Below are 22,390 nucleotides of genomic sequence, written 5' to 3' on the forward strand. Positions count from 1 at the left end.
GATAAATAATGAAATTTAGAGGTGGAGTTTAATTAGCATAGTTTGTGGAAAAAAAATTTATAATAAATAATATCGCGATATATGAGTTTTTAGCATAAAGATAATTCTTAAATTTTTAATTACCAAGTAGATTATTGAGCACATAATTATTTTTTTATAAAAAAGAGAATTTATTTTGTTCTAGTTTTGCAGTTTTCGCATAGTTTAGTGTTCTTCATACAAAATATTTGATGTATATTAGCATCTTAATTTAATGCTGTTACTCAAGACGCAAATACATGTTAGAAGTCTTTAAAACAACTTCAAGTAAAGTGATTGCAATACTCGCGATTTTAATTGTTGTGGTATTACAATATCGCTTTTGGTTTGGTGAGGGTGGTCATTTCCCTCATCAAGCTTTACTACAGCAAATTGAACAGCAAGCTGAAGTCAATGCTGAGTTAAAAGAACGCAACCGAATTCTTGCTGCTGAAGTGTATGATTTAAAAAATGGTGCTGAAGCCATAGAAGAACATGCACGTTTAGACCTTGGCTTAGTAAAGCCACATGAAACTTTTGTACAAATGAGTACCATTAGTACCCATTACAAACCTATTTATACCGATCCAAGTGTAGATTTAAGAACCAATGAAGATGACAACGAACCTGCGCCAGAACAACCGTAAAATTTGGGCAATTGTTCCTGCGGCTGGCTCAGGTCGTCGTTTTTCAAAAACTGAACTAAAACAATACCAAGTCATCCAAAATCAAACAGTTTTAGCGCATACCATAGCACGTTTAAACGATTTACCACTTGCGGGTTATGTACTCGCTGTGGGTGAGCAAGATCATTATGCTCAAACATTGCCATTAAAAAATAAACATTTGAGTCATTTTTGTTTGGGTGGTGCAGAACGTGTTGATTCAGTTTTAAATGCCTTGCGTTATTTAGAACAATTTGCACAAGCCGATGATTTGGTTTTTGTACATGATGCTGCTCGTCCTTGTGTGACACAGCAATGTCTTGAAAACTTAGTCGATACCGCAATAAACCTGAACAGCAGTGCAATTCTTGCAATTCCTGTACGAGATACTTTGAAGTGTGTTGAAAATCAGCAAGATATAAATAAAACAGTCAGTCGTGATCAATTGTGGCAAGCACAAACACCACAAATTTCTACCTTTTCAAAGCTTAAAACGGCAATCGAAAAAGCTTTAGCGAATAATATTGTCATTACAGACGAGGCGAGTGCATTGGAATATATCAATGAACCTGTCAAAGTAGTGATGGGGCGTTCTGATAATATTAAAATTACTTATCCAGATGATTTGGAGTTGGCCAAGTTAATTTTGCAATCGCAGCAATAAAACAAAGAAAATAAAAATAATTATGCATTGATTGATTTTCTCAACCGCTATTTATCTCTATAATTTGACCAGATTAAACTAGGTTTAAGATTTGTATTCATGACACCATCGCCACAGTATAAGTTTTTACGTCAATCAGTCAGAGATGGTTTAAGTATTAATCAAAAAGTTTCAAGGTGGGACAAACTACACCTTGATCCTTGGTTATTGGGCTTTTTAATTATCAATGCAATTTTGGGTTTATTGATGGTCTATAGCGCATCTTCTGAAGATATGTCTATGGTCATTCGACAAGCCGTGAGTTTCGGTGTTGGTTTTATTTTGCTTTTTATTTGTGCACAAATTCCACCAAAAGTATATCAAGCGATTAGCCCTTGGTTTTATTTGTTTGCAATTTTGTTGTTGATACTGGTTTTATTGGTCGGTGATGTTCGATTAGGTGCAAAGCGCTGGTTGACCATTCCAGGGATTGGCAGTATGCAACCTAGCGAATTTATGAAGTTTGCCATGCCACTGATGATGGCATGGTATTTTGCACGTAACCCGTTGCCGCCAAAGTTTAAACATATTGTAATTGCCTTGATTATTATGATGGTGCCTTTCGTATTAGCATTATTACAACCAGACTTGGCAATTGGTATCGTGATTGGTGGCGTGTTTGCTTTGTTTTTAAGTGGCATGTCGTGGACTTTAATTATTGGGACTTTAGCAGCATTGGCACTGGCGTTCCCTTTAATTTGGACTTTTGTATTACAAGCTTATCAAAAGAAAAGGATTATGACCTTATTTGATCCTGAGTCAGATGCGCTTGGGGCAGGATGGAATATTATCCAATCTAAAATTGCGATTGGTTCAGGCGGAATGACAGGGCGTGGATTCTTAGAAGGAACACAGTCTCAGTTGGGCTATTTACCTGAACATCATACTGATTTTATTATGTCGACCTATGCAGAAGAATTTGGCTTTATTGGGGTATTCTTCTTATTTGCACTTTATACCGCAATGATTTTTAGATGTATGATCATTAGCTTAAGCAGTTTCCATAATTATGGTCGTTTATTGGCAGGTACGATTGGTTTGTCTTTGTTTTTCTATGTATTTGTAAACTCTGGTATGGTCAGTGGGATTTTACCTGTGACTGGTGATCCATTACCACTTATGAGTTATGGTGGATCGGCGGTAATTGCGTTGTTAGCGAGTTTTGGTATCGTTATGTCTATCCATACGCATAAATAAATAGAATCTTCAAAATTTAAAATTTCTTAAACTAAAGCTATTCCTTCTCTTTTTTAGAGGAGGATAGTATCAAATATAAATAAAAAAAAAGTTTTTCTTAAATTTAAGTTCCTTAGATTGTCAAACTACCTAATTATTCATACAAGTGCAATGCATCAAATTATTGATCATAAATAATAATTATTTTTTTGGATGAACTTTTAGATACTGTTGGTTTTAAATTCGTCTGGCGTACTTTTGAATCATAGATGGTTGTTCTATTGTGTGGCGACATGGATGTCGCCGTTGGGCGGCGCTCATGAGTAAAGAAAAAGCACTGCTTTGTTTGCATCGCAAGGTTTGGCATCTCCTACGAAAAGTGAGGTATCGCCAACGCAAAGGTATTGAAACTTTGAATGTAAAGTGTGGCATTGCAAGTTTTTTTATAACGGAACAATTTCTTTTTTTATGCAATTAATTTAACTAAAAATATTAATTAGGAGAAATTGTATTCTTATGTCTGAGTTTTTTGACTAGGCAGCTATAATTTGCTGATGGTTTAAAAATCATGTGATATTGTGAATGATTTATCTATTTGAAATCGAATTTAAGCTGACACTTCAACATCAAATCAGTATTGCTAAATCTGTTCTAAGTGCTAAATTAAAATAGTCATATAAATTATTTCTCTAACTACATTATTCTTATTATAAGACGATTAAATCGTATAAGGTTCGGTTCAATATGCATATCATCATCATGGGAGCTGGTGTTATTGGTACAACATCCGCCTACTATCTAAAACAAGCAGGTCATGAAGTCACTGTGATCGATCGGCAACCCAATGTGGCTTTAGAAACCAGTTTTGCCAACGCTGGGCAGATTTCGCCGGGTTATGCGTCGCCTTGGGCTGCACCAGGTATTCCATTAAAAGCGTTTAAATGGATGTTTCAACCACATTCACCATTGGCAATTAAGCTAACGGGTGATATGCATCAGTATCAGTGGATGATCCGTATGTTGGCTGAATGTAATATCAATCGCTACCAAATCAATAAAGAGCGAATGGTACGGATTTCTGAATATAGCCGTGACTGTCTAGATGAATTACGTGCGGAGACTAAGATTCATTTTGATGAGCGCCAATTAGGCACATTACAACTTTTTCGAAAACAACATCAATTGGATGTGGCAGGCAAAGATACCGAAGTTTTAAAACATGAAGGCGTGCCATTTGAGTTGTTGGATAAAGCTGGCGTAATCAAGGCTGAACCTGCTTTAGCCCACGCAACTGTTGATTTTGTTGGTGGTTTGCGTTTACCGAATGACCAGACAGGCGATTGCCAAAAATTTACAACAGAGTTGGCGGAGCTTGCAGCCAAACAAGGGGTCAATTTTTTATTTAATACGGTAATAGAATCAATCGAAAAAGATGCTGATCGGATTACCGCAATTCATTTAAAAGATGGTCGTAAAATCAAGGGAGATGTTTATGTCATGGCACTGGGCAGCTATAGTCATGAAATGCTCAAACAATTGGAAATTGATGCGCCTGTATATCCATTAAAAGGCTATTCGATTACCACCAAAATTGTTGATCCAGCACTTTCACCAGTGTCTACAATCTTAGATGAGTCTTATAAAATTGCCTTAACCCGTTTTGATGATCGAATTCGTGTAGGGGGGATGGCTGAAATTAATGGGTTTGATCGCTCGTTAAAATCTAGTCGTGAAGACACTTTGCTTATGGTTTTACAACAATTATTTCCAAATGCAAGTGACTTATCAGATGCACATTTCTGGACGGGTTTAAGACCTGCGACACCAGATGGTACCCCGATTGTTGGTCAAACAAGGTATCAAAATCTATATACCAATACAGGGCACGGTACCTTGGGTTGGACTATGTCATGTGGTTCTGCAAAATTATTATCAGACATTATTTCTGGAACCACGCCACAAATTGAATATGATGATTTGAATGTGTTTCGATATGACTCAGTGAATCACTAAGATGTTTGTGAAACTGATATGAACCAAAGTTAGCAAGTCACAGAATTGGCAATTTCATTTTCCAATGTGCATTTTTGGCATTGGTTTATGCTTTCACTTCGTGGTTTTGATGAAGAAATTCAGATTAAGCGATTTAGGCTAATTTCAATCAAGCTACAACAAAGCCAGAGTCAGTGATCAAGTTATTGACTAAGCTATTTAATTCTTAAGCGATTTAAAAATTAGATAATAATTGAACATATTTTACTTGTATTCGAGCAAATTCATGGCATATTAATTGCTAATACAAGGAAAGATGATTGCAGGAGAGAAGTCTCTTGCGGACTCGCCGAAGGAGCAACGACCCCGGAAACTCTCAGGCAAAAGGACTGTAATCATTGTAAAACCTCTGGAGAGAAGTCATTCTATTGAAAACAAAAAAGAAATGACTCACCGAAGGGGATGGTAAAGCCTAAATAGTTTAGGTTTTTATCGAAGCTCTCAGGTACACATGACAGATGGGGCATACATTGACAATGTAATTAAAAATATTGCATTTCAACGGAGTGTGCGTATGTGTCATGTCGTCATTATTGGTTCTGGTATTACAGGTGTTACTTCTGCCTATGAACTTGCTCAATTAGGTTATCAAGTCACTGTTATTGATAAACATTTATTTCCCGCAATGGAAACATCATTTGCCAATGGTGGACAGCTGTCTGCGTGTAATGCTGAAGTGTGGAATCAAAAATCCACTGTGTTAAAAGGTATTAAATGGATGGCGAAGAAAGATGCACCATTATTGCTCAATCCATCTTTTGATTTGCACAAATATGCATGGCTGGTCGAATTCCTTGGCAATATCAAACACTATGAAGCAAATACTCAAAATACAGTGAAAATGGCACTTTTAGCGCGTCAAAGGCTATTTAATATTGCTGAACAAGAAGGGATTGATTTTGATTTAGAAAAACGTGGCATCTTGCATTTCTACCATTCTGAATATGATTATAAAGTGGCAACCAACGTCAATGCGCTGTTATGTAAAGGTGGTTTAGAACGCCATGCAGTGACCAATGAAGAAATTAAATCTATCGAACCGAGTTTGACGGGTGAGTACTATGGAGGCTTTTATTGTCCAGGTGATGCAACGGGGGATATTCATAAATTTACCACTGGACTTGCCAAAGCGACTGAAAAATATGGGGTAAAATATTTATTTGGTATGGAAGTTATTAATGTAGAACACACTGCCAATGGGGTGAATATTCAATATCATTCGAGTGTTGAAAACATGGAAGGTGGTTCAGTAGCAGTTGAACAACTCAGTGCAGATGCCGTGGTGATTTGTGGCGGTGTTGGTAGTTATCAATTGGCCAATCAATTGGGCGATCGTGTGAATGTTTATCCTGTAAAAGGCTATTCGATCACCGTACAATTGAATGATGAAGAAAGTATTAATGGTGCACCTTGGGTCAGCTTGCTCGATGAAAGCGCGAAAATCGTCACGTCACGATTAGGCGCTAATCGTTTACGTATTGCTGGAACTGCTGAATTTAATGGCTATAATCGAGATATCCGCTCAGATCGTATCCAACCTTTAACAGATTGGGTCAATAAGAACTTCGATATTTCAACCGAGCATTGTATCCCGTGGGCGGGTTTACGACCAATGATGCCGAATATGATGCCTGTGGTAAAACGTGGAAAACGTGAACGGGTATTTTATAATACAGGGCATGGACATTTAGGCTGGACGTTGTCTGCTGCAACAGCTGTGATGATTAGTCAGGAAATTGCAAGCTCGCATCCGATTTAATCGTATAGGCAATATTTTTGTATTTGCACTCTGGTGAATGTCCATATTCACCAGAGTGCTGGTAAAAATAATTAGGTGTGTTATGAATATAGAATCAACAACTCAAAAGCACTGGCATGAAACGAGCTATGTAAAGTTAGTTGAATCGATTCAATATATTGCACAAAATTATCACGATGTGTACGCCTTGGCCTTGTACTATTATTGTGATGATGATGAACCTTGTTTTCCCAAAGTTGAGCTGAACTTTAATACCATTGAACAGTTTGAGTCGCAAATTTCTGAATCTTCGAGTCAAGCTGAAGCGAAATGGAATTATGCCTATTGGTTACAACAACCGTCTTGGGATATTGGGGGAGAGAATGATCAGCTTTTGGCACAATGGTTTGAGCAAACACCATTTTATTATTCTCAAAAACAGATGGAATATGCTGAACAAGAAGATGATGCACTATTTAATGAACTTTTAGAAAAAGGCGAGCAGTTTGCTCAATTGTTTATTACACAAATAATCAAAATAGTTCAGCAATTATTTTCTGAAAATATTCTTCAAGATACATTTGGGAAAAATCTTCCAGTCATTATTCATGAGCTTGAATATTATGAAGAACCCATTTCGTGGACCAAAAGAGCCAATCCAAGTGCATTAATCAATGAATTTATGGATGCCTGTGAAAGTGATTTCTCTTAACAAAATATGCTTATGATTCAATGCTGAGGGACGTGATGTGCCCCACAGCACTTATTGAGTGGAAGCAAGCACTTTAAACGTTATAGACGAGTAAAGACATCTTCTTGGGTTAAACGAGACTTGGGCAATTTTGCATTAAAGTCAGTATCACTACGATAACCGAGTGTCATAATCACAGACGGGACCAAATTCTTTTCAATTAAGCCTAATTCTTCAGTCAGAATATCTTCGTCAAAACCACCGATTGGCGTTGCATCGATACCTTCAATACCTGCAGCTAATAGCATTTGACCCAGTGCGATAAAGGTTTGATTTTCCGCCCAGCGCTGAATATCACCTTTTTCATTGCGATAATAAGAGACATAGCCTGTACGACTGTCTTTTTGACCTTGCTTAGCCTTGTCATCTTTAAAGCGGCCACTGAGATCATCCTGCTGAAGTAAATTACTCAGGTGCTGTTCTGTAATATCTGCTTTGGTACAGAATAAAATCGTATGTGATGAATCTAAAACCTTTGGTGCGTTGTAGCTATATTTTCCGACTAAGGCTTTAGCAATACGTTGTTTAGCTGCATCATTGTCAGCAATAAAAAAATGCCAAGGCTGGATATTGATTGACGATGGGGTTAAACGCAGGATTTCAAGTAAACGTGCAAATTGTGCTTGAGGAATCTTTTTAGAAGAATCATAAGCTTTTGTGGTGTAACGTGTTTTTGCTACATTTAATACATCCATAAGGCGATCTCATATATCGTAAATTTTCGATATATTGTATGCTAAAATGGCGAAATGTGAATCTTCAAAACGTAAATAAAGGTGAAAAATCTTTTTTAGCTGTGATAAATATTTGTAAATTTTATCAATGGATTAAATTTGAACCAATATACCCCTGCAAAAAAGCATAAATTAATTGATTAATTCTTAATATTTTATTTCGTGTTTTTATTAAACTCTTAAATCCGCTATTTATCTGGTATTACAATAGACTGGATTCGTTAATTACAGCAGAAAAATCATTGGTTTTAGAATGATCAGAAACTCATTTAACAGTATTAACTTAAGAGAAATTTGATAGAGTAGTGTAGAGGAAAAGACATTTTTTAATAATTAAGTATTAAAATTCTTTTATCATTTTTTACTCCATGAAAAAGTGGAATAAATTGAAAGACATAATATTATTTATAGGCTCAATTTTTGCTCTCTGCTGGATAATATACTAATAAGCATTCTCGTCTATTTTTACTATTAAGCTTTCTGTGATATTGATTCATGTTTGGATGGTTTTAATTTTATGGAATTATTAAATCTGTTTAGTTTAAGGGGGGAGTTATTGAATAATCCACTTAATAAATTTCCAATCCGCATTTTCATCCACTTCTAAAATCATTGCTTCAGATGTTTTTTCACGCCAATCTCCTAAAACAATTCTAGCTTTACCATTTACATCATGAATTTCAGGGCGATGAGTGTGACCATGAACCAACAGATCGACATTATTAATTGCTTTTTCTACTGCTTGTTGGTTAACATCCATAATTTCATAGGACTTATTTTGTTGAGACTCACGGCTTTTTTTACGAAAACCATTAGCAAGTTTTTGTCTAAAACCAAGTGGAGTACTTTTTAAAAGTCCCAATACAATCGGATTGCGAATAATTTTCTTAAATCGTTGATAAGAGATATCATCGGTACATAAAGCATCGCCGTGTTCAAGTCGAAATTGTTTATCAGCTATGGTAAATGTATAAAATTCGGGAAGTAGTTTGCCATCAAACTGATTTAAAAATTTTTCCCCTAAAGCAAAGTCACGATTACCCACTTGAAAATAAATTTGATTACCAGCTTGCAAGGAAAATTGTTTTAGATGCTCAATAATTTCATCTAACCAAGGCGCAGTATAATCATCCCCAATCCAAGCATTAAACCAGTCACCGAGAATAAACAGTTGTGTATGTTGATATTTATAGTGTTCTAATAAATCAAAAAACCCTCGAACCAGTCGAGGGTGTTCTGGTGACAAATGTAAATCAGCGATAAACAGATAGGTCACTTATTTTTCCTATTTAATAACTCCTCCTAACCTTGCTTAGTAAAGGGAACAATATCCCTTTATTTAAAAGAAGCTCCGGGAGGATTTATAAATTATTCAGAGATAATTTTTGCAGATTCAATCACAATGTTTTCTAAAGGAACATCAGCATGATAACCACGGTTACCTGTACGAACACCTTTGATTGCTTCAACGATGTCTAAGCCTTCAGTCACTTTACCAAATACTGCATAACCCCAACCTTGAGCAGTTTTACCTGTATGGTTAAGGAAAGAGTTATTTTTTACATTGATGAAAAATTGTGCAGAAGCAGAGTGAGGTGCTTGAGTACGTGCCATTGCAACTGTACCCTCATCATTGCTTAAACCATTGTCCGCTTCATTTTCAATTGAATCACGTGTGGTTTTTTCTTTGAAGTTTTCATCCATGCCACCGCCTTGGATCATGAAACCGTCAATAACACGATGGAAGATTACGCCATCATAAAAACCATCACGAACATATTCTAAAAAGTTAGCAACAGTTTTTGGTGCTTTTTCAGAGTTAAGTTCAAGAACAATGCGTCCTTTGTTGGTGTTTAATTCGACTTGAGGAAAACTCATTCTATAATCTCCTAATCATGACTAAAAATGTCATGGGTTTTTGGTTGAGAGAAGCATAAGCAAACTGTAAACTACATAGCAAGTAAAAATGTGAAATTCTTTTGTTAAAAAAGGATAAAATCACATTTTATATATTCAATTTTAACTTTTAGAAGTGATTTATCAACTATGAAGCCAAATGATGTTGTTTCAGAACTGCCGAAAACTCCGACAAATAGTCCAAGCCCTGTCGATAATGCGCAGCAAGAACAACAAGCGGGCTTAGATTTTGTACGCCAAGTCATTACAGAAGATTTGGCAGCGGGCCGTACACAAAAAGTTGTTACGCGTTTTCCACCTGAGCCAAATGGTTATCTACATATTGGCCATGTAAAGGCTATTTGCTTAAATTTTGGTATCGCTCAAGAATACGATGGTTTATGTAACTTGCGTTTTGATGACACCAACCCAGATGCTGAAGAACAAGAATATGTTGACGGTATTGCCAATGATGTAAAATGGTTAGGTTTTGAATGGAATGGCGAACCTCGCTATGCATCAAGTTATTTTGACCAATTACATGCTTGGGCAGTTCAGTTGATCAAACAGGGCGATGCTTATGTAGATCTACAAAGCCCAGAAGAAATTAGAATTAACCGTGGTAATTTTGTCGAGCCAGGTAAAAACTCACCTTATCGTGATGCATCTATTGAAGAAAACCTTGCTCGTTTTGAAAAAATGAACAATGGTGAATTGGCCGAAGGTGAAGCAGTATTACGTGCCAAAATTGATATGACATCACCAAATGTACATATGCGAGATCCAATTCTATATCGTGTACTTCATTCAGAACATCACCAAACTGGTGATAAATGGAAAATGTACCCAATGTATGACTATGCTCATCCATTGTCAGATGCGATTGAAGGGATTACACATTCATTATGTACCTTAGAGTTTCAAGACCATCGCCCATTTTATGATTGGGTTGTTGAGAAAGTGCACTCACAATCGGTTCCACGTCAGTATGAATCTAGCCGTTTAAATGTAGATTATACGATTACCTCTAAACGTAAATTACGTAAATTAGTAGAAGGTAACTATGTTCATGGTTGGGATGACCCGCGTATGCCAACTGTGGTGGGCATGCGTCGTCGTGGTTTTACTCCTGAAGGGTTACGTGAGTTTTGTAAGCGTGTAGGTGTATCTAAAACAGACGGTATCGTTGATGTGGCTATGCTTGAATTCTGTATTCGCCAATCCCTTGAAAATACAGCAGCACGTGGTATGGCTGTTTTAAATCCGCTGAAAGTGACTTTGACCAACTTGCCAGCAGATTTGAATTTAAGCCATTCACGTCATCCAAATGTAGATATGGGCGATCGTATTATTCCTTTAACCTCTGAAATTTTTATTGATCGTAAAGACTTTGAAGAAGTTCCGCCAAAAGGTTTTAAACGTTTAGTTCCTGAGGGTGAAGTGCGTTTACGTCATGCGTATGTGATCAAGTGTGATGAAGTGATTAAAGATGCCAATGGCGAAGTGATCGAGTTGAAATGTTCTATTGATCCGGAAACTTTAGGTAAAAACCCAGAAGGTCGTAAAGTGAAAGGCGTTGTACATTGGGTTTCTGCGTCGAAAGGGATTCCTGCTGAGGTTCGAGTTTACGATCGTTTATTCACCGAAGCTGCACCAGATGCGGATGATGATTTCTTAGCAAATTTAAATCCAGAATCTTTAACAGTACTTCAAGCGGTAATTGAGCCTGCTTTGGCACAAGCGCAGCCAGAAGATCGTTTCCAGTTTGAACGCGAGGGTTATTTTGTTGCGGATCAATATGATCATACAGCAGATAAACCTGTGTTCAATCGTGTCTTAGATTTGAAAGATAGCTTTAAACCGGGTAAATAATTTTATTCAATCCTGAATGAAATCATGAATTAAGACCTAGCTTTGGCTAGGTTTTTTTCATGTTGTTTAAAATTGATTGAGTAATACTATAGAAAAAAGATATAGTAAATGCACAAATAATAATCAGGACAAATATATGTCTTCCCAATTTGATTTTGTTACGGTCCATATTAAACCTAATGTCCATTATAAAGGACGATCAATAAGTTATCTTATCGAATGTAAAGATGGTTCGAAGAAAACATTGGGGGTAATTTTACCCACAGAGAAACCTTTAACTTTTGAAACTCATGTGACTGAGCGCATTGAAATTGTTTCTGGAAGATGCTTGGTTCGGATAGCAGATCAAGAAGAAATGGAGGTCTACAGTTGTGGAGAATCTTTTACTGTACCTGCAAATAGTCGTTTTAGTCTGCAATCTAGCGAAGTTGTAGATTATGTTTGTCATTTAGAATAACGAATAATGTTAGGCAAATCATCATTAGAATTCTTTAAAGTAATCCTGTAAATACTCAATAAAAACTTTTACTTTATCAGAGATTAATTTTTTATCTGGAATAACAGCATAAATAGCAGTGGGTTCTACCATAAAATTAGGAAGCACATGAACCAGTTTTCCTGAATCTAAATCGTTTTTGACATGCCAAAGTGAGTGATTGGATATGCCGAGCCCTGCCAAAGACGCCTGACGAATCCCTTCGCCTGAGTTGCTAATAAAATAGCCATTTACGTGGATATTTAATCTTTGATTGGATTTAGCATGATCCAGAAAGTTCCATGTATTGGTGATGCCTTGTTGATGACGCTGCACGATACAACGATGTCGCTGTAAATCCTCTAAACGTTTGGGGATACCAAATTTAGCTAGATATTCAGGTGCAGCACAAAGTAAGCGTTTATTGATAGATAAAGGTTTTGCAATTAAAGAAGAGTCTTGTAGTTTGCCTATGCGAATTGCGATATCCATACCTTGGGTAATAAGATCTACATTTTGGTCATTTAAATCTAGATTGATTAATAATTCAGGGTGGTGTTTTAAAAACTCAGCAATAACTTGAACTAGTATCTGGGTTCCAAAGGTTGCGGAAGCCGTGATATTAATGCTCCCTGAAAGTTTTTGATCTTGAAGCTTTAAATTTTCGGTCAATGTTTGAAAACTATCGAGAAGTGGACGTCCTTGCTTAATCAATATTTTGGCTTCTTCAGTCAGACTCAGTTTACGTGTCGTGCGATAAAAAAGTTTAAGGCTAAGCTGATTTTCAAGCCTTTGCACTCGTTGACTTGCCACTGAAACTGCAATATTGGCTTCTTTTGCGGCTTGGCTGATTGAACCCAAATCTGCGACACGTAAGAAGAAATGAAAGTCTTGTGTATTCATTTTCCATAAAATCGAAAAAGTAATTTCTTATTATCCTGATTTTTTAAACAATACCAAGTTGTTATTTTGTGATGAGACACATTATTCAATCAAGGTGAATGATCATGAAATATAATTTTTTAGGCGAATCTGGTTTAAAAGTATCTGAGCTGGGGTTTGGTGCTGGAACCTTTGGAGGAAAAGGTCCTCTATTTTCTGCATGGGGACAAACAGGGCAGATCGAAGCGAATCAAATGATTAGCACATGTATAGATGCAGGAATTAATTTCTTTGATACTGCCGATGTGTATTCAGACGGTGAATCTGAAAAAATGCTTGGAATTGCATTAGCGCCTTATCGGCACAGTACGATTATTTCAACTAAAGTTGCGCTTCGTAGCAATGAGCAAGTGAATCAGGTCGGATTTAGTCGTCATTATTTAATTCATGCAGTAGAGCAATCGTTAAAACGATTAAATACAGACTATATCGATGTTCTACAGTTACATCAGTTTGATAGCTTTACTTCACTCGATCAGCTTATGAAAACTTTAGATGAATTGGTCCGAAGCGGAAAAGTTCGTTATATCGGGGCATCTAATTTTTCAGGCTGGCAATTGATGAAAGCACAGTCGATTGCAGATCGTTATGGTTATGAAAAAATGGTAGCACATCAGGTGTATTATTCATTGATAGGTCGGGATTATGAATGGGAATTGATGCCTTTAAATCATGATCAGCATATTGGTGCTGTTGTGTGGAGTCCTTTAGGATGGGGACGTTTGACGGGTAAGTTTGATCGTGAGCGTCCTATGCCTGAAAATAGTCGCTTACATGAAACAGCACAATTTGCACCACCCGTAAACAAAGAATATCTTTATCAAGTGATCGATACTTTAAAACAGATTGCATTAGAAACGGGATATTCAGTCCCACAAATTGCTTTAAAATGGCTGTTAACACGAGCTACCGTTTCGACTGTATTGATTGGTGCTCGAAATCAACAACAACTGCAAGATAATCTCATTGCAAAAGATCTAGTACTTATGGATTCACAATTACAGCGTTTAAATCAAGCCAGTGCGGTTTATCCAGCATATCCATATTATCCATATTGGAATGGTCAATTTTCAGAGCGCTATCAGAGCATCGTTGAATCATCACTTATTCAAAACTAATTGGTTAAATTTATTAACAAAAACATGATACTGATTACATAGCACTTATGTTATCAGTATCACTTTGTTATCTATATAATTCAATATAAGTTTAGAAGAGTAATAAGAATGAATCCAACCATTGAAACTCAAATGTTAATTCGTAAACCCGTGTCTGCGGTTTTTAATGCATTTATTGATCCTGACATTACTTCAAAATTCTGGTTTAGTCGATCTACAGGACCACTAAAAGAAGGCAAAATTGTGCAATGGAGTTGGGATAAGTATCAAGTCAGCTCAAAGGTTATGGTATTTAACATTATTGAAAATAAATTGATTCAAATTACTTGGGGTGAACCCAAAACATCGGTAGATTTTATATTTGAAGAAATCAGCTCAGAGCAAACTTATTTAAAAATTAGAAATTATGATATTTCGCTTCAAGGCTCTGAACTAATTCAATTTATTATAGATGCAACTGGAGGATTCACCACAGTGCTGGATGGTTTAAAAGCTTATTTGGAATACGGATTAGAACTCAAATTGGTTGAAGACAAATTTCCACCATTTTAATGGTATTTTAAAATCAGGGCTTTACTTAAGGTCATGTGAAGAACCTCGTTGAGTATTTTACTTTTTAGGCTGTTGTTCTTTAAGAGATAAATAGGTTGGAAGTTTTAATTTTGACTGAGCCCTGAGTTTCATTTTTATATATAAAACTAAAGCAAAACAGGTGGTTGCAACTGTTAAAAATAAGCCATTCATATAGGTCATGATTGAACTGATATAGCCAATCGTGGTTAAACGGTTCATCATTTTTACCACTTGAGGACTACTTTCAACCCCTGTAATTGCCCAACTACACAGATGTTCACAATTATTGATAATTAAATGATAGCTATTTTCGTGCATGCGTGTACGCATACGTCGAACCACATGACGACCAGAAAACTTAGGTTGATCATAGTAACGGACACGGATCACTTTACCATGTGAAAATTTTTCAAGTGAAGTGATTTCGATTGGGCGTTTTTTTACAAAATGTGCCAGTCCAGAATAATGTATAACACGACCTTTTCCAGCATAGATTCCATGATGGCTATAGCCAAAATGTTTGACGATTAAATGCGCACCTAACGGGTATTTAGCTATTTGTTTTGTCTGCATATTCCCACTCAGTTCAAATAAAGTGTACACATGTATTTAATTGAAAGGATAGTTTGATTATAACGATGCAAAATGAATTTGATAGCCCTTAAAGTGATAATTACGTAAAAAAATGCATTAAAAATGCTAATTAGCCTTCATTATTCAATAGATCACACGATAAAATATAACACTTTGAATGGGGTTGTTATGAATTTGAAAACTGGAGTATATGCGCTGATAAGCATGATGGGATTGAGTGCACTTTCCTTTCAAGTCAATGCCAATACCGACTATATCAAAATAATCAAAGACAAGAAGGTGATCGCAGATGCTGTACGTATCGACGATCTTGATCAGCTACAACTATTTTTAAAAAACCAACAAGGACAAACTTATAAAAAGTTCGCAGCTGTACAAAAAGAGCATAAAAAATGCCAGATCAGTTTTGCCATGAATGCAGGAATGTATCATCCAAATTTTGCACCAGTGGGTTTATACATTGAACAAGGTAAACAACAAACAGAATTAAACCAGCAAAAAAATAAATTTGGTAATTTTTTTATGCAACCCAATGGCGTGGTTGCTTGGAACAATAAGCAAGCTGTGATTAAAACCACAGAGCAATATCTTAAATCTAATTTTAAAGCTCGCTATGCTACCCAATCTGGTCCAATGTTGTTGATCAATGGTGAGATCAATCCAATTTTCGTTAAAAACTCAGATTCATTAAAAGTTCGCAATGGGGTGGGAATTAAAAATAATCAACTGTATTTCGTGATAAGTCGTGGAAAAATTAATTTTTATAATTTTGCTGATATTTTTAAGTCGCAGCTTAAAACAGATCAAGCTTTATATTTAGATGGCTCAATTTCAAGTGCATTTATTCCACAAGTGAAAAGGCATGATCAGACTTATGATTTAGGTCCAATGTTTATTTATAGTGAAGCAAAAAATTGTGACGATTAAAATGTGAAAATTAAAGTTTTAGTTTTTATTTACAGGAAAAAAAAGGATGCCTGCAAATTGAAGCATCCATTTTGTAGATTAATGATAAATTACTTAACCATGCCAATGATTGAAGACTGTGCTTTACAGGCTTGAATAGCATCTTCTTTAGATAACTTTTTAATTTCTTCTTCAAAGGCTTTTTTCTGTTCTTTTAGTGAATCTTCAGGAATGCCACTTTGTTTTGCCAAGTCTTCCATATGCTTCCAAGATTCTTCACATTCCTTTGGCATACCACCACATGCGGTTAAGATAGTGCCTAAAGCGAGAATTGGAATTAAACGTAATAATTTCATATTTAGATCCTTTAATTAAGTTGGTTTTTTACTGAGGTTTATTCATATTGATCATTAAAATTTATAGCGTATACAAATGACGGAAAAATGAATTTGTCTTTGAATAAAAAGAAAAAGACTTCATTCTCAAGTATATACACTAGAATGAAGTCTACGCTAAAAACAATTTTAACAAGATCATGCATTGAGCATTAGAAACGGTAACCTATTTTTAAACCATAGCCTATGGCATTGTTGTCACGATAATCACCTTGTTGGGCAATTTCTGAAGCACCGGGTACCGGAATGTAATAGGTACCATCTTGTGCCGTGGCATCCCCAATCCAAATATATTTGATGCCTCCTGCGATAAAATAATTTTCAGCAGGATTGTATTGAACACCCAACCCTAAGCCCCAACCGCCTTTGGTAGGATTCAATACAGAAGCAGGATTTCCAGTACCAGAATCCCATGAAACATCAGCCGACGCAGCCCATTTTTGTGTAAATTGATGTCCTAAACCAATAGTGATGCTGTATTGGTCTTTTTGATAGTCATCGAGATTGAATCCACCAGCATACAGGCCTTGGCTTAACTCAGCTGTTGCCAGTTCAGTGAGTGCACCAAACTGTGTTGGACGGATTCTAAAATCTTTCCAATTTACCCAACGTGCATTTAAATATGCCAGCGTGTCTTTATAGATGCCTGTTTGAAAATCTAAATTTACCGATTGTGGCGTTTTGATTTCTGTATCTTTATCAGTGGTGAATGCTAAAGGTTGTCCAAAAATCGTTTCTTGAGCATCTATTTTATGCTTGATTTCAGAACGATAAGTTACCGCTGCTTTTAAAGCAATTTCAGGAATCTGAAAAGCAGCACCAGCAAGCCATCCAACAGCATTATCTTGTTTAAAATTAGCATCATAGCCATTAAACACACTCATCGAATTACCACGCAAAGACACTTTGCCTTTGACTGTCTGGTATACCGCACCGCCGTAAAGGTTAAAATGGGCATCTGGCTGAAAACCAAATAACATCGCAATATTTTGAGTATCAACATCCGCAATGGTACCTTTCATACTGATTTCGGTATCAGAGAAGGTATTATTACTACGTAAAGGATATTCGATTGCAGCACCATAAGGTTGATCATAGATGAGCCCAAAGGAAACTTTTGGCGCAATTTGCAGTTTTAAAGCAGCATTATAGTATTGATATGATTGTGCCATATCACCTGTAGTTAAATCATTGCTCCCTGTATTGACTAAATCAGGTCGATTTCGGACTTTGCCTGATACTTCTGGGTCAACTGTGGCAATACTGGCTTCGAAATAATTCTTGTCTTCAAGAAACGCCAGTATCGATTGACCAGATTGATCCATCGCAGCTGCATGAGTATATGCAGTGGGTAAAATGCTGAGGACACTGAGAATCAGTGATTGAGTTTTCATGCTTTTCTTTCCTTGAATGTTTTTTTTATTTAGCATATAAAATTCAGATAAACAAAGTGAACAATAGAGGTTAAGCTATTAGTTTATTTAATTTTTATCTGAAATCTTTATGATTTTAGTGAATCATTTTTAGTGGGTTTAATAAAGGGGGCTAATGACCAATTTAAGGGGGGATTATCGGACAACTCATGTTTGCATTGTCTTAAGAAGTTGCCTCAGATCATTTAAGAATATTGTAGAATCAATTAATGATTTAAAAAGGTTCATTTTCTAAAAAGGAGTAATTTAAAATGACTGTTTTGATCGATCAGGAATTGATAAATCAGCAAGGGTACAAAATAGCCTCAACAAGATCTGTAAGCTCATCAATGATTTATTAAATATTGAATGAAGCGATCAGGGTGGATAGCTTATTGCGGCAAAATTTATTAGTATTTAATCTGAATTACCTTGTGGTATCAGCAAGGACAAACTATTCATTGCCAGTTTATTTGGAAAGGAATTTACGTATCGCTATGAACTATAAAAGATCCTCTGTCATGGAAGAGAAAATGCAACAGAACCGCGAGATGATTTTATTGTCTGCACGAGAGCTGGTTGCACAAGGAGGATTTAAAGATGCACAAATTCAAGCGATTGCAGATCGGGCAGGCGTTTCAAGTGGACTGGTCTATCGTTATTTTGAAAATAAAAATCAGGTACTGATTGAAGTTTTAAATGCAGCGATTCATATCGAAGTCAATATTCTCAATGATATTGCACATACCCAACTCAGCGCGCTAGAAAAACTAGATCGAGCTGTCACAACCTTTGTAAAAAGGGCAATGAACAGCCCTCGACTTTCTTATTCGTTATTGTTTGAACCTGTCGATCCTCAATTTGAGTTAGAACGTTTTCAAAGCAAGCAATTGATTAAAGAAAGTATTATTAAAATTTTGACCGAAGGGCGTCATTCAGGTGAGTTTATTTTTGAGGATTTAAACACCACCGCATTGTGCATCGTGGGTGCAATGACTTTTGTTGTGATTGAACCTTTAAGTATCGCCAAGACCAAGCGTTTTGATAAAAGCTATAAAGAGTATTTTGTAAAACAAATCGCTGATTTTTGTTTGCAGGCAGTGAAAGTTAAACATCCTCAGGAATAATATTAATCATCATTGCAAGGGTTAAAGGAATGGCAAAGGACTTTAATAATCCAGTTGTAGTTGAAGGATATGATGCGCATATTCGTAGATTAATTCCCGGCTATGAACTGATACATTTACAAGTCCATGCTGTATTAAAGAGCTATGTATTGACTCAAGCGAAGATTTTAGTCGTGGGATGTGGTACAGGTTATGAACTGCAATATTTGGCTGAGCAATTTCCTCACTGGAATTTTACAGCAATCGATCCTGCAGCAAATATGATTGATAAAGCCAAACAACATATAGCTGGTTTAGGGCTTTGTTCTCGAATTCAGTTTGTACAAGGTGATACATCTGTTCTTAAACGAGTCCATGAGAGTTTTGATGTGGCTTTGGCTATCTTGGTTTCACATTTTGTTCCAGTTGATGCAAAAGCACAATTCTTAAAAGATATTGCAAATCACCTAAGCAGTACTGGTCTATGTTTAAGTTATGAATTGATGGAAATTTCGAATGCCAAACAATTACAAGCTTTAAAAAATCTGAGTTTAGCAACAGGATTAACAGAAAAACAGGCGCAACTTATGGCAGAACGTATTGAACAAGATTTTGCTTTAATTTCTGTTGATGAAATGAGCGCTTTGTATTTACAAGCAGGTTTTAAGCGTGTGGAAAGTTTTGCTCAAGTATTGAATTATCATGGTTTTATTGCATTTAAAACGGACTAAGAAAAACGTCTAAGTAATAACTAAAAATCATTTTTTGCTTTAAAGTAAATCAATTAGTCATATTGCTATACGCTTACAAAAAAGTTCCTTATCCAAATGGTTGAAGGAACTTTTTTATTGCAGATCATCGTCAAAGCTTAAAAGATTATTTCTCTTTGCTTTCTTTTTCAGGTTCTTTCACAACATTGACATCATACAAATGAGCAAAGGCTGAAAGTAAACGAATTTTAGGATCTGCATTTGAAATCTTAATGCTTTGATCCGCTTCAAGTGTGATTAATTTCTCCGCAACAAAATAATCGATAATTTGTGTGATTTCACTCTCAATCTCAGACTCATCCCATTTTAAAAAGAAGGCTTTTTGTATAAGTGGGTATTGTTTGATGACTTGGGTATATAAATCAGATTTTGGAATCTCAAATTGCTGCTGCTCTGTTTCAACACGTAATACTTTGGCAATCAGTGCAGGCAGGATAAACGTGTGCAGAATGTTATTACTGAAATACTTAAGCAATCCCACCTGTATATCACTGACTTTCACCCAGCGCTCATTATCATGCTCAATCAATTCAACTTGTTTTAGCTTCATGGCATATTGAATGATTTCTGTGTTGGAAAGCTCGGTAATTTGCATACGATCATCATAACGATGCTGTTTGAGTAGATTACGGAATTGTTCTAAACGTACCAATACTTCACGCTCTGCCAAAGCATGCGTTGGTGCATTTAACAAGACCAGAGAAATCAAACTAACAGGATTAATCACGACCGCTTTATTGATATTTTCCAAAATATCAAACGCCACATCATTGACCGTGGCTTTAACCGACTCAGGCATCTCTTCATGCAAAGCAACATGTTGTGGAACATTGTTCTTTTTTAAGATCTCTTCAAGGAAAACCGGTTCACCTAAATTGACATGGACAACACCAAAGACTTTTTCAATTTTTTGAATAGATTTAAGTAGTCCAAATAGTGATTCAGCTTGTTTTTTCTGCCCACCCAGCTCTTTTATGTATGAACTGCCTTCGATCAGTTTTTCATATCCAAAGTAAGTCGGAATAAAGGCAATCGGTTTGCTATTCCCACGTAAATAACTTTGGATGGTCATTGCGAGCATCCCTTTTTTAGGCGGCAATAAAAGTCCAGTACGAGAACGACCACCTTCAATAAAGTATTCCATAGGGGTATTTCGATTGAGCATACTGTAGATATATTCTTTGAAAACAGCCGTATAAAGCGCATTACCATTAAAGCTACGTCGAATAAAGTATGCGCCTGCACCACGCATCAGTTGCCCAACCACAGGCATATTTAAATTAATACCTGCTGCAATATGGGGAACCATCAAGCCACGGTTATAAATCACATAAGACAATAATAAATAGTCAATGTGGCTACGATGACAAGGGGTATAGACAATTTCATAATCTTTGGCAAGTTCACGAACCGTATCGAAATTATGTACTTCGATACCGTCATAGAGTTGGGTCCATAATTTAGTTAAAGCAATTTCAGCAAAGCGTAAGGTTGAATAAGAAAAATCAGAGACGATTTCATCGAGGTATTTATGCGCGAGTGCTTCGGCTTCATTGATGCTGATTTTTTTATGAATGCTTTCATTGAGAATGGCTTCTTTGACCGCATCACTCAGCATGAGTTTGTTAATCACATTGCGACGATCTGAAATATCAGGACCAAGAATTGCTTCTTTATAGCCATTAAATTGTTTATTGAGCTCAGTCACCACATAGTGCGCTGGTGAAAAATTGGGTGTGAGTTCAATGGCTGAGTCAATTAACTGGCGTAAAGAAACTGCTTGATGGAATTCAATATAATTGTTACGGCCATAGAGGGTAATGTTGAGTGCTTGTTTAATGCCCGTTGGCTTCGCCCAAGCATCGGTCATCAATGCTTTATACCAACTGTCCTCATTTTCCGGCGCACGCCCCCATAAAATCGTTGTTGGTACTAAAAGCACATCTTGTTCAGGGTGTTTTAATAAATATTCGACCAAACGAATAATTTTGTCTGGGTAGTATGCAGAGGCGTTGCTTTTGGTCGGTTCTAAAGTGATAAAACGATCATCTTCCTGATAATCTGACCCTAGGTTAAGTGGCGCAAAAGCAGGGCTGAGTTTTCTTTTTTCTGTTTCATTGTCGATCAAGACTTTATTTGAAGTTGAGTCATCTTGAATGACATAGCAAATCGGAAAATTGGCTGTGTTTGGATCATTAACTGTATTTTCAAGAGTTTTTGTATCGCCTAATACTTGTGGGCTGACGATTTTATCTAAGATTTTTTTTGTAAATTGACGATAAAATTTTTGATAAGCATTGCTTGCCATAATATTCTCTAAATATGAGTCATATCGTTATTATGCTTGAAATAATATACAAATATATAGTTTGATTTGACGACAAATCGGTCAAACACTTTGCCTAAAAACTAAACTTATGATTTTTATCAATAAACTATTTCGATATTGGTATAATTAAATTCAGTTACTCAATATCAAAGTTTCATAGAAAAG

The 22,390-nt window shown here is 36.1% G+C and carries 21 protein-coding genes and 1 riboswitch; of the genes, 13 read left to right on the plus strand and 8 right to left on the minus strand.

Annotated features, from left to right (window positions below; translation table 11 throughout):
• The first annotated feature begins 278 nt into the window (after window positions 1-278).
• The 6 genes from ftsB to ACG916_RS04640 all read left to right on the plus strand — a co-directional run bounded on the left by ftsB (window position 279) and on the right by ACG916_RS04640 (window position 7,064).
• On the plus strand, window positions 279-665 hold the full coding sequence (gene ftsB, locus ACG916_RS04615) for a cell division protein FtsB (protein ID WP_336950951.1): 387 nt from the start codon (window positions 279-281) through the stop codon (window positions 663-665).
• Complete coding sequence (gene ispD, locus ACG916_RS04620; RefSeq protein WP_419327293.1) at window positions 628-1,347, plus strand: 2-C-methyl-D-erythritol 4-phosphate cytidylyltransferase; 720 nt, start codon at window positions 628-630, stop codon at window positions 1,345-1,347. The genes ftsB and ispD overlap by 38 nt, the downstream gene beginning before the upstream one ends.
• A 99-nt stretch (window positions 1,348-1,446) precedes the next feature.
• Complete coding sequence (rodA, locus tag ACG916_RS04625; protein ID WP_336950953.1) at window positions 1,447-2,583, plus strand: rod shape-determining protein RodA; 1,137 nt, start codon at window positions 1,447-1,449, stop codon at window positions 2,581-2,583.
• A 723-nt stretch (window positions 2,584-3,306) separates the two neighbouring features.
• On the plus strand, window positions 3,307-4,575 hold the full coding sequence (locus ACG916_RS04630; protein ID WP_419327292.1) for a D-amino acid dehydrogenase: 1,269 nt from the start codon (window positions 3,307-3,309) through the stop codon (window positions 4,573-4,575).
• Between the two features lie 292 nt (window positions 4,576-4,867).
• A riboswitch (glycine riboswitch) is annotated at window positions 4,868-4,956 on the plus strand.
• 172 nt (window positions 4,957-5,128) lie between these two features.
• Entirely contained in the window at window positions 5,129-6,373 is a 1,245-nt protein-coding gene (locus ACG916_RS04635; protein WP_419327362.1) for a D-amino acid dehydrogenase, read from the plus strand.
• An 82-nt stretch (window positions 6,374-6,455) separates the two neighbouring features.
• On the plus strand, window positions 6,456-7,064 hold the full coding sequence (locus ACG916_RS04640) for a DUF4303 domain-containing protein (RefSeq protein WP_419327291.1): 609 nt from the start codon (window positions 6,456-6,458) through the stop codon (window positions 7,062-7,064).
• An 80-nt stretch (window positions 7,065-7,144) separates the two neighbouring features.
• Here the strand turns inward: ACG916_RS04640 and nfsB are convergent, their stop codons facing one another.
• From nfsB to ACG916_RS04655, 3 genes are all read right to left on the minus strand, one after another.
• Window positions 7,145-7,798 (minus strand): oxygen-insensitive NAD(P)H nitroreductase, encoded by a 654-nt coding sequence (gene nfsB, locus ACG916_RS04645; RefSeq protein WP_336950956.1) that lies wholly within the window; start codon window positions 7,796-7,798, stop codon window positions 7,145-7,147.
• 592 nt (window positions 7,799-8,390) lie between these two features.
• The gene (locus ACG916_RS04650; RefSeq protein ID WP_336950957.1) at window positions 8,391-9,113 is read right to left on the minus strand and encodes a UDP-2,3-diacylglucosamine diphosphatase; all 723 of its coding nucleotides are present in this window, start codon (window positions 9,111-9,113) and stop codon (window positions 8,391-8,393) included.
• A gap of 92 nt (window positions 9,114-9,205) precedes the next feature.
• Entirely contained in the window at window positions 9,206-9,715 is a 510-nt protein-coding gene (locus ACG916_RS04655) for a peptidylprolyl isomerase (protein WP_105712525.1), read from the minus strand.
• Between the two features lie 168 nt (window positions 9,716-9,883).
• On the opposite strand from ACG916_RS04655, the gene ACG916_RS04660 reads away from it, so the two are divergent.
• Both ACG916_RS04660 and ACG916_RS04665 read left to right on the plus strand, forming a co-directional pair.
• Window positions 9,884-11,605 carry a glutamine--tRNA ligase/YqeY domain fusion protein gene (locus tag ACG916_RS04660; protein WP_419327290.1) on the plus strand — a complete coding sequence of 574 codons (1,722 nt, stop codon included), beginning with the start codon at window positions 9,884-9,886 and terminating at the stop codon, window positions 11,603-11,605.
• Between the two features lie 136 nt (window positions 11,606-11,741).
• A complete protein-coding gene (locus tag ACG916_RS04665) occupies window positions 11,742-12,062 on the plus strand; it encodes a pyrimidine/purine nucleoside phosphorylase (RefSeq protein WP_419327289.1) in 321 nt (106 codons plus the stop codon).
• A gap of 24 nt (window positions 12,063-12,086) precedes the next feature.
• Here the strand turns inward: ACG916_RS04665 and ACG916_RS04670 are convergent, their stop codons facing one another.
• Complete coding sequence (locus tag ACG916_RS04670) at window positions 12,087-12,983, minus strand: LysR family transcriptional regulator (RefSeq protein ID WP_419327288.1); 897 nt, start codon at window positions 12,981-12,983, stop codon at window positions 12,087-12,089.
• Window positions 12,984-13,087: 104 nt separating this feature from the next.
• On the opposite strand from ACG916_RS04670, the gene ACG916_RS04675 reads away from it, so the two are divergent.
• Window positions 13,088-14,140 carry an aldo/keto reductase gene (locus tag ACG916_RS04675; protein WP_419327287.1) on the plus strand — a complete coding sequence of 351 codons (1,053 nt, stop codon included), beginning with the start codon at window positions 13,088-13,090 and terminating at the stop codon, window positions 14,138-14,140.
• A gap of 108 nt (window positions 14,141-14,248) precedes the next feature.
• Window positions 14,249-14,692: an SRPBCC domain-containing protein gene (locus ACG916_RS04680; protein ID WP_336950962.1), complete on the plus strand. Its 444-nt coding sequence runs from the start codon at window positions 14,249-14,251 to the stop codon at window positions 14,690-14,692.
• Between the two features lie 57 nt (window positions 14,693-14,749).
• Here ACG916_RS04680 and ACG916_RS04685 read toward each other — a convergent pair whose 3' ends face one another.
• Window positions 14,750-15,286, minus strand: a complete 537-nt coding sequence (locus ACG916_RS04685; protein WP_209826074.1) for a lecithin retinol acyltransferase family protein — start codon at window positions 15,284-15,286, stop codon at window positions 14,750-14,752.
• 189 nt (window positions 15,287-15,475) lie between these two features.
• On the opposite strand from ACG916_RS04685, the gene ACG916_RS04690 reads away from it, so the two are divergent.
• A complete protein-coding gene (locus tag ACG916_RS04690) occupies window positions 15,476-16,234 on the plus strand; it encodes a phosphodiester glycosidase family protein (RefSeq protein ID WP_419327286.1) in 759 nt (252 codons plus the stop codon).
• A gap of 89 nt (window positions 16,235-16,323) precedes the next feature.
• On the opposite strand, the gene ACG916_RS04695 is transcribed toward ACG916_RS04690, so the two are convergent.
• Together ACG916_RS04695 and ACG916_RS04700 are read right to left on the minus strand one after the other, a co-directional pair.
• Window positions 16,324-16,569, minus strand: coding sequence for a hypothetical protein (locus tag ACG916_RS04695; protein WP_004719975.1), 246 nt, complete (start codon window positions 16,567-16,569; stop codon window positions 16,324-16,326).
• 191 nt (window positions 16,570-16,760) lie between these two features.
• Complete coding sequence (locus tag ACG916_RS04700; RefSeq protein ID WP_419327285.1) at window positions 16,761-18,002, minus strand: transporter; 1,242 nt, start codon at window positions 18,000-18,002, stop codon at window positions 16,761-16,763.
• Window positions 18,003-18,517: 515 nt separating this feature from the next.
• Between ACG916_RS04700 and ACG916_RS04705 the strand changes: the two genes are divergently transcribed.
• Together ACG916_RS04705 and ACG916_RS04710 are read left to right on the plus strand one after the other, a co-directional pair.
• Complete coding sequence (locus ACG916_RS04705; protein ID WP_056511474.1) at window positions 18,518-19,147, plus strand: TetR/AcrR family transcriptional regulator; 630 nt, start codon at window positions 18,518-18,520, stop codon at window positions 19,145-19,147.
• Window positions 19,148-19,176: 29 nt separating this feature from the next.
• A complete protein-coding gene (locus ACG916_RS04710; protein ID WP_419327284.1) occupies window positions 19,177-19,857 on the plus strand; it encodes a class I SAM-dependent methyltransferase in 681 nt (226 codons plus the stop codon).
• A 145-nt stretch (window positions 19,858-20,002) separates the two neighbouring features.
• Here ACG916_RS04710 and plsB read toward each other — a convergent pair whose 3' ends face one another.
• Window positions 20,003-22,204 carry a glycerol-3-phosphate 1-O-acyltransferase PlsB gene (gene plsB / locus ACG916_RS04715; RefSeq protein WP_419327283.1) on the minus strand — a complete coding sequence of 734 codons (2,202 nt, stop codon included), beginning with the start codon at window positions 22,202-22,204 and terminating at the stop codon, window positions 20,003-20,005.
• Window positions 22,205-22,390 lie beyond the last annotated feature (186 nt).

Origin of the sequence: Acinetobacter legionensis (genome assembly GCF_048552295.1) — a bacterium.
Taxonomy (GTDB): Bacteria; Pseudomonadota; Gammaproteobacteria; order Pseudomonadales; family Moraxellaceae; genus Acinetobacter.

What these genes read in the sequence shown, in the direction of transcription:
- ftsB (WP_336950951.1), top strand. Translation starts at nt 279, where the DNA reads ATGTTAGAAGTCTTTAAAACAACTTCAAGTAAAGTGATTGCAATACTC.
- ispD (WP_419327293.1), top strand. Translation starts at nt 628, where the DNA reads ATGAAGATGACAACGAACCTGCGCCAGAACAACCGTAAAATTTGGGCA.
- rodA (WP_336950953.1), top strand. Translation starts at nt 1,447, where the DNA reads ATGACACCATCGCCACAGTATAAGTTTTTACGTCAATCAGTCAGAGAT.
- ACG916_RS04630 (WP_419327292.1), top strand. Translation starts at nt 3,307, where the DNA reads ATGCATATCATCATCATGGGAGCTGGTGTTATTGGTACAACATCCGCC.
- ACG916_RS04635 (WP_419327362.1), top strand. Translation starts at nt 5,129, where the DNA reads ATGTGTCATGTCGTCATTATTGGTTCTGGTATTACAGGTGTTACTTCT.
- ACG916_RS04640 (WP_419327291.1), top strand. Translation starts at nt 6,456, where the DNA reads ATGAATATAGAATCAACAACTCAAAAGCACTGGCATGAAACGAGCTAT.
- nfsB (WP_336950956.1), bottom strand. Translation starts at nt 7,798, where the DNA reads ATGGATGTATTAAATGTAGCAAAAACACGTTACACCACAAAAGCTTAT.
- ACG916_RS04655 (WP_105712525.1), bottom strand. Translation starts at nt 9,715, where the DNA reads ATGAGTTTTCCTCAAGTCGAATTAAACACCAACAAAGGACGCATTGTT.
- ACG916_RS04660 (WP_419327290.1), top strand. Translation starts at nt 9,884, where the DNA reads ATGAAGCCAAATGATGTTGTTTCAGAACTGCCGAAAACTCCGACAAAT.
- ACG916_RS04665 (WP_419327289.1), top strand. Translation starts at nt 11,742, where the DNA reads ATGTCTTCCCAATTTGATTTTGTTACGGTCCATATTAAACCTAATGTC.
- ACG916_RS04670 (WP_419327288.1), bottom strand. Translation starts at nt 12,983, where the DNA reads ATGAATACACAAGACTTTCATTTCTTCTTACGTGTCGCAGATTTGGGT.
- ACG916_RS04675 (WP_419327287.1), top strand. Translation starts at nt 13,088, where the DNA reads ATGAAATATAATTTTTTAGGCGAATCTGGTTTAAAAGTATCTGAGCTG.
- ACG916_RS04680 (WP_336950962.1), top strand. Translation starts at nt 14,249, where the DNA reads ATGAATCCAACCATTGAAACTCAAATGTTAATTCGTAAACCCGTGTCT.
- ACG916_RS04685 (WP_209826074.1), bottom strand. Translation starts at nt 15,286, where the DNA reads ATGCAGACAAAACAAATAGCTAAATACCCGTTAGGTGCGCATTTAATC.
- ACG916_RS04690 (WP_419327286.1), top strand. Translation starts at nt 15,476, where the DNA reads ATGAATTTGAAAACTGGAGTATATGCGCTGATAAGCATGATGGGATTG.
- ACG916_RS04695 (WP_004719975.1), bottom strand. Translation starts at nt 16,569, where the DNA reads ATGAAATTATTACGTTTAATTCCAATTCTCGCTTTAGGCACTATCTTA.
- ACG916_RS04700 (WP_419327285.1), bottom strand. Translation starts at nt 18,002, where the DNA reads ATGAAAACTCAATCACTGATTCTCAGTGTCCTCAGCATTTTACCCACT.
- ACG916_RS04705 (WP_056511474.1), top strand. Translation starts at nt 18,518, where the DNA reads ATGAACTATAAAAGATCCTCTGTCATGGAAGAGAAAATGCAACAGAAC.
- ACG916_RS04710 (WP_419327284.1), top strand. Translation starts at nt 19,177, where the DNA reads ATGGCAAAGGACTTTAATAATCCAGTTGTAGTTGAAGGATATGATGCG.
- plsB (WP_419327283.1), bottom strand. Translation starts at nt 22,204, where the DNA reads ATGGCAAGCAATGCTTATCAAAAATTTTATCGTCAATTTACAAAAAAA.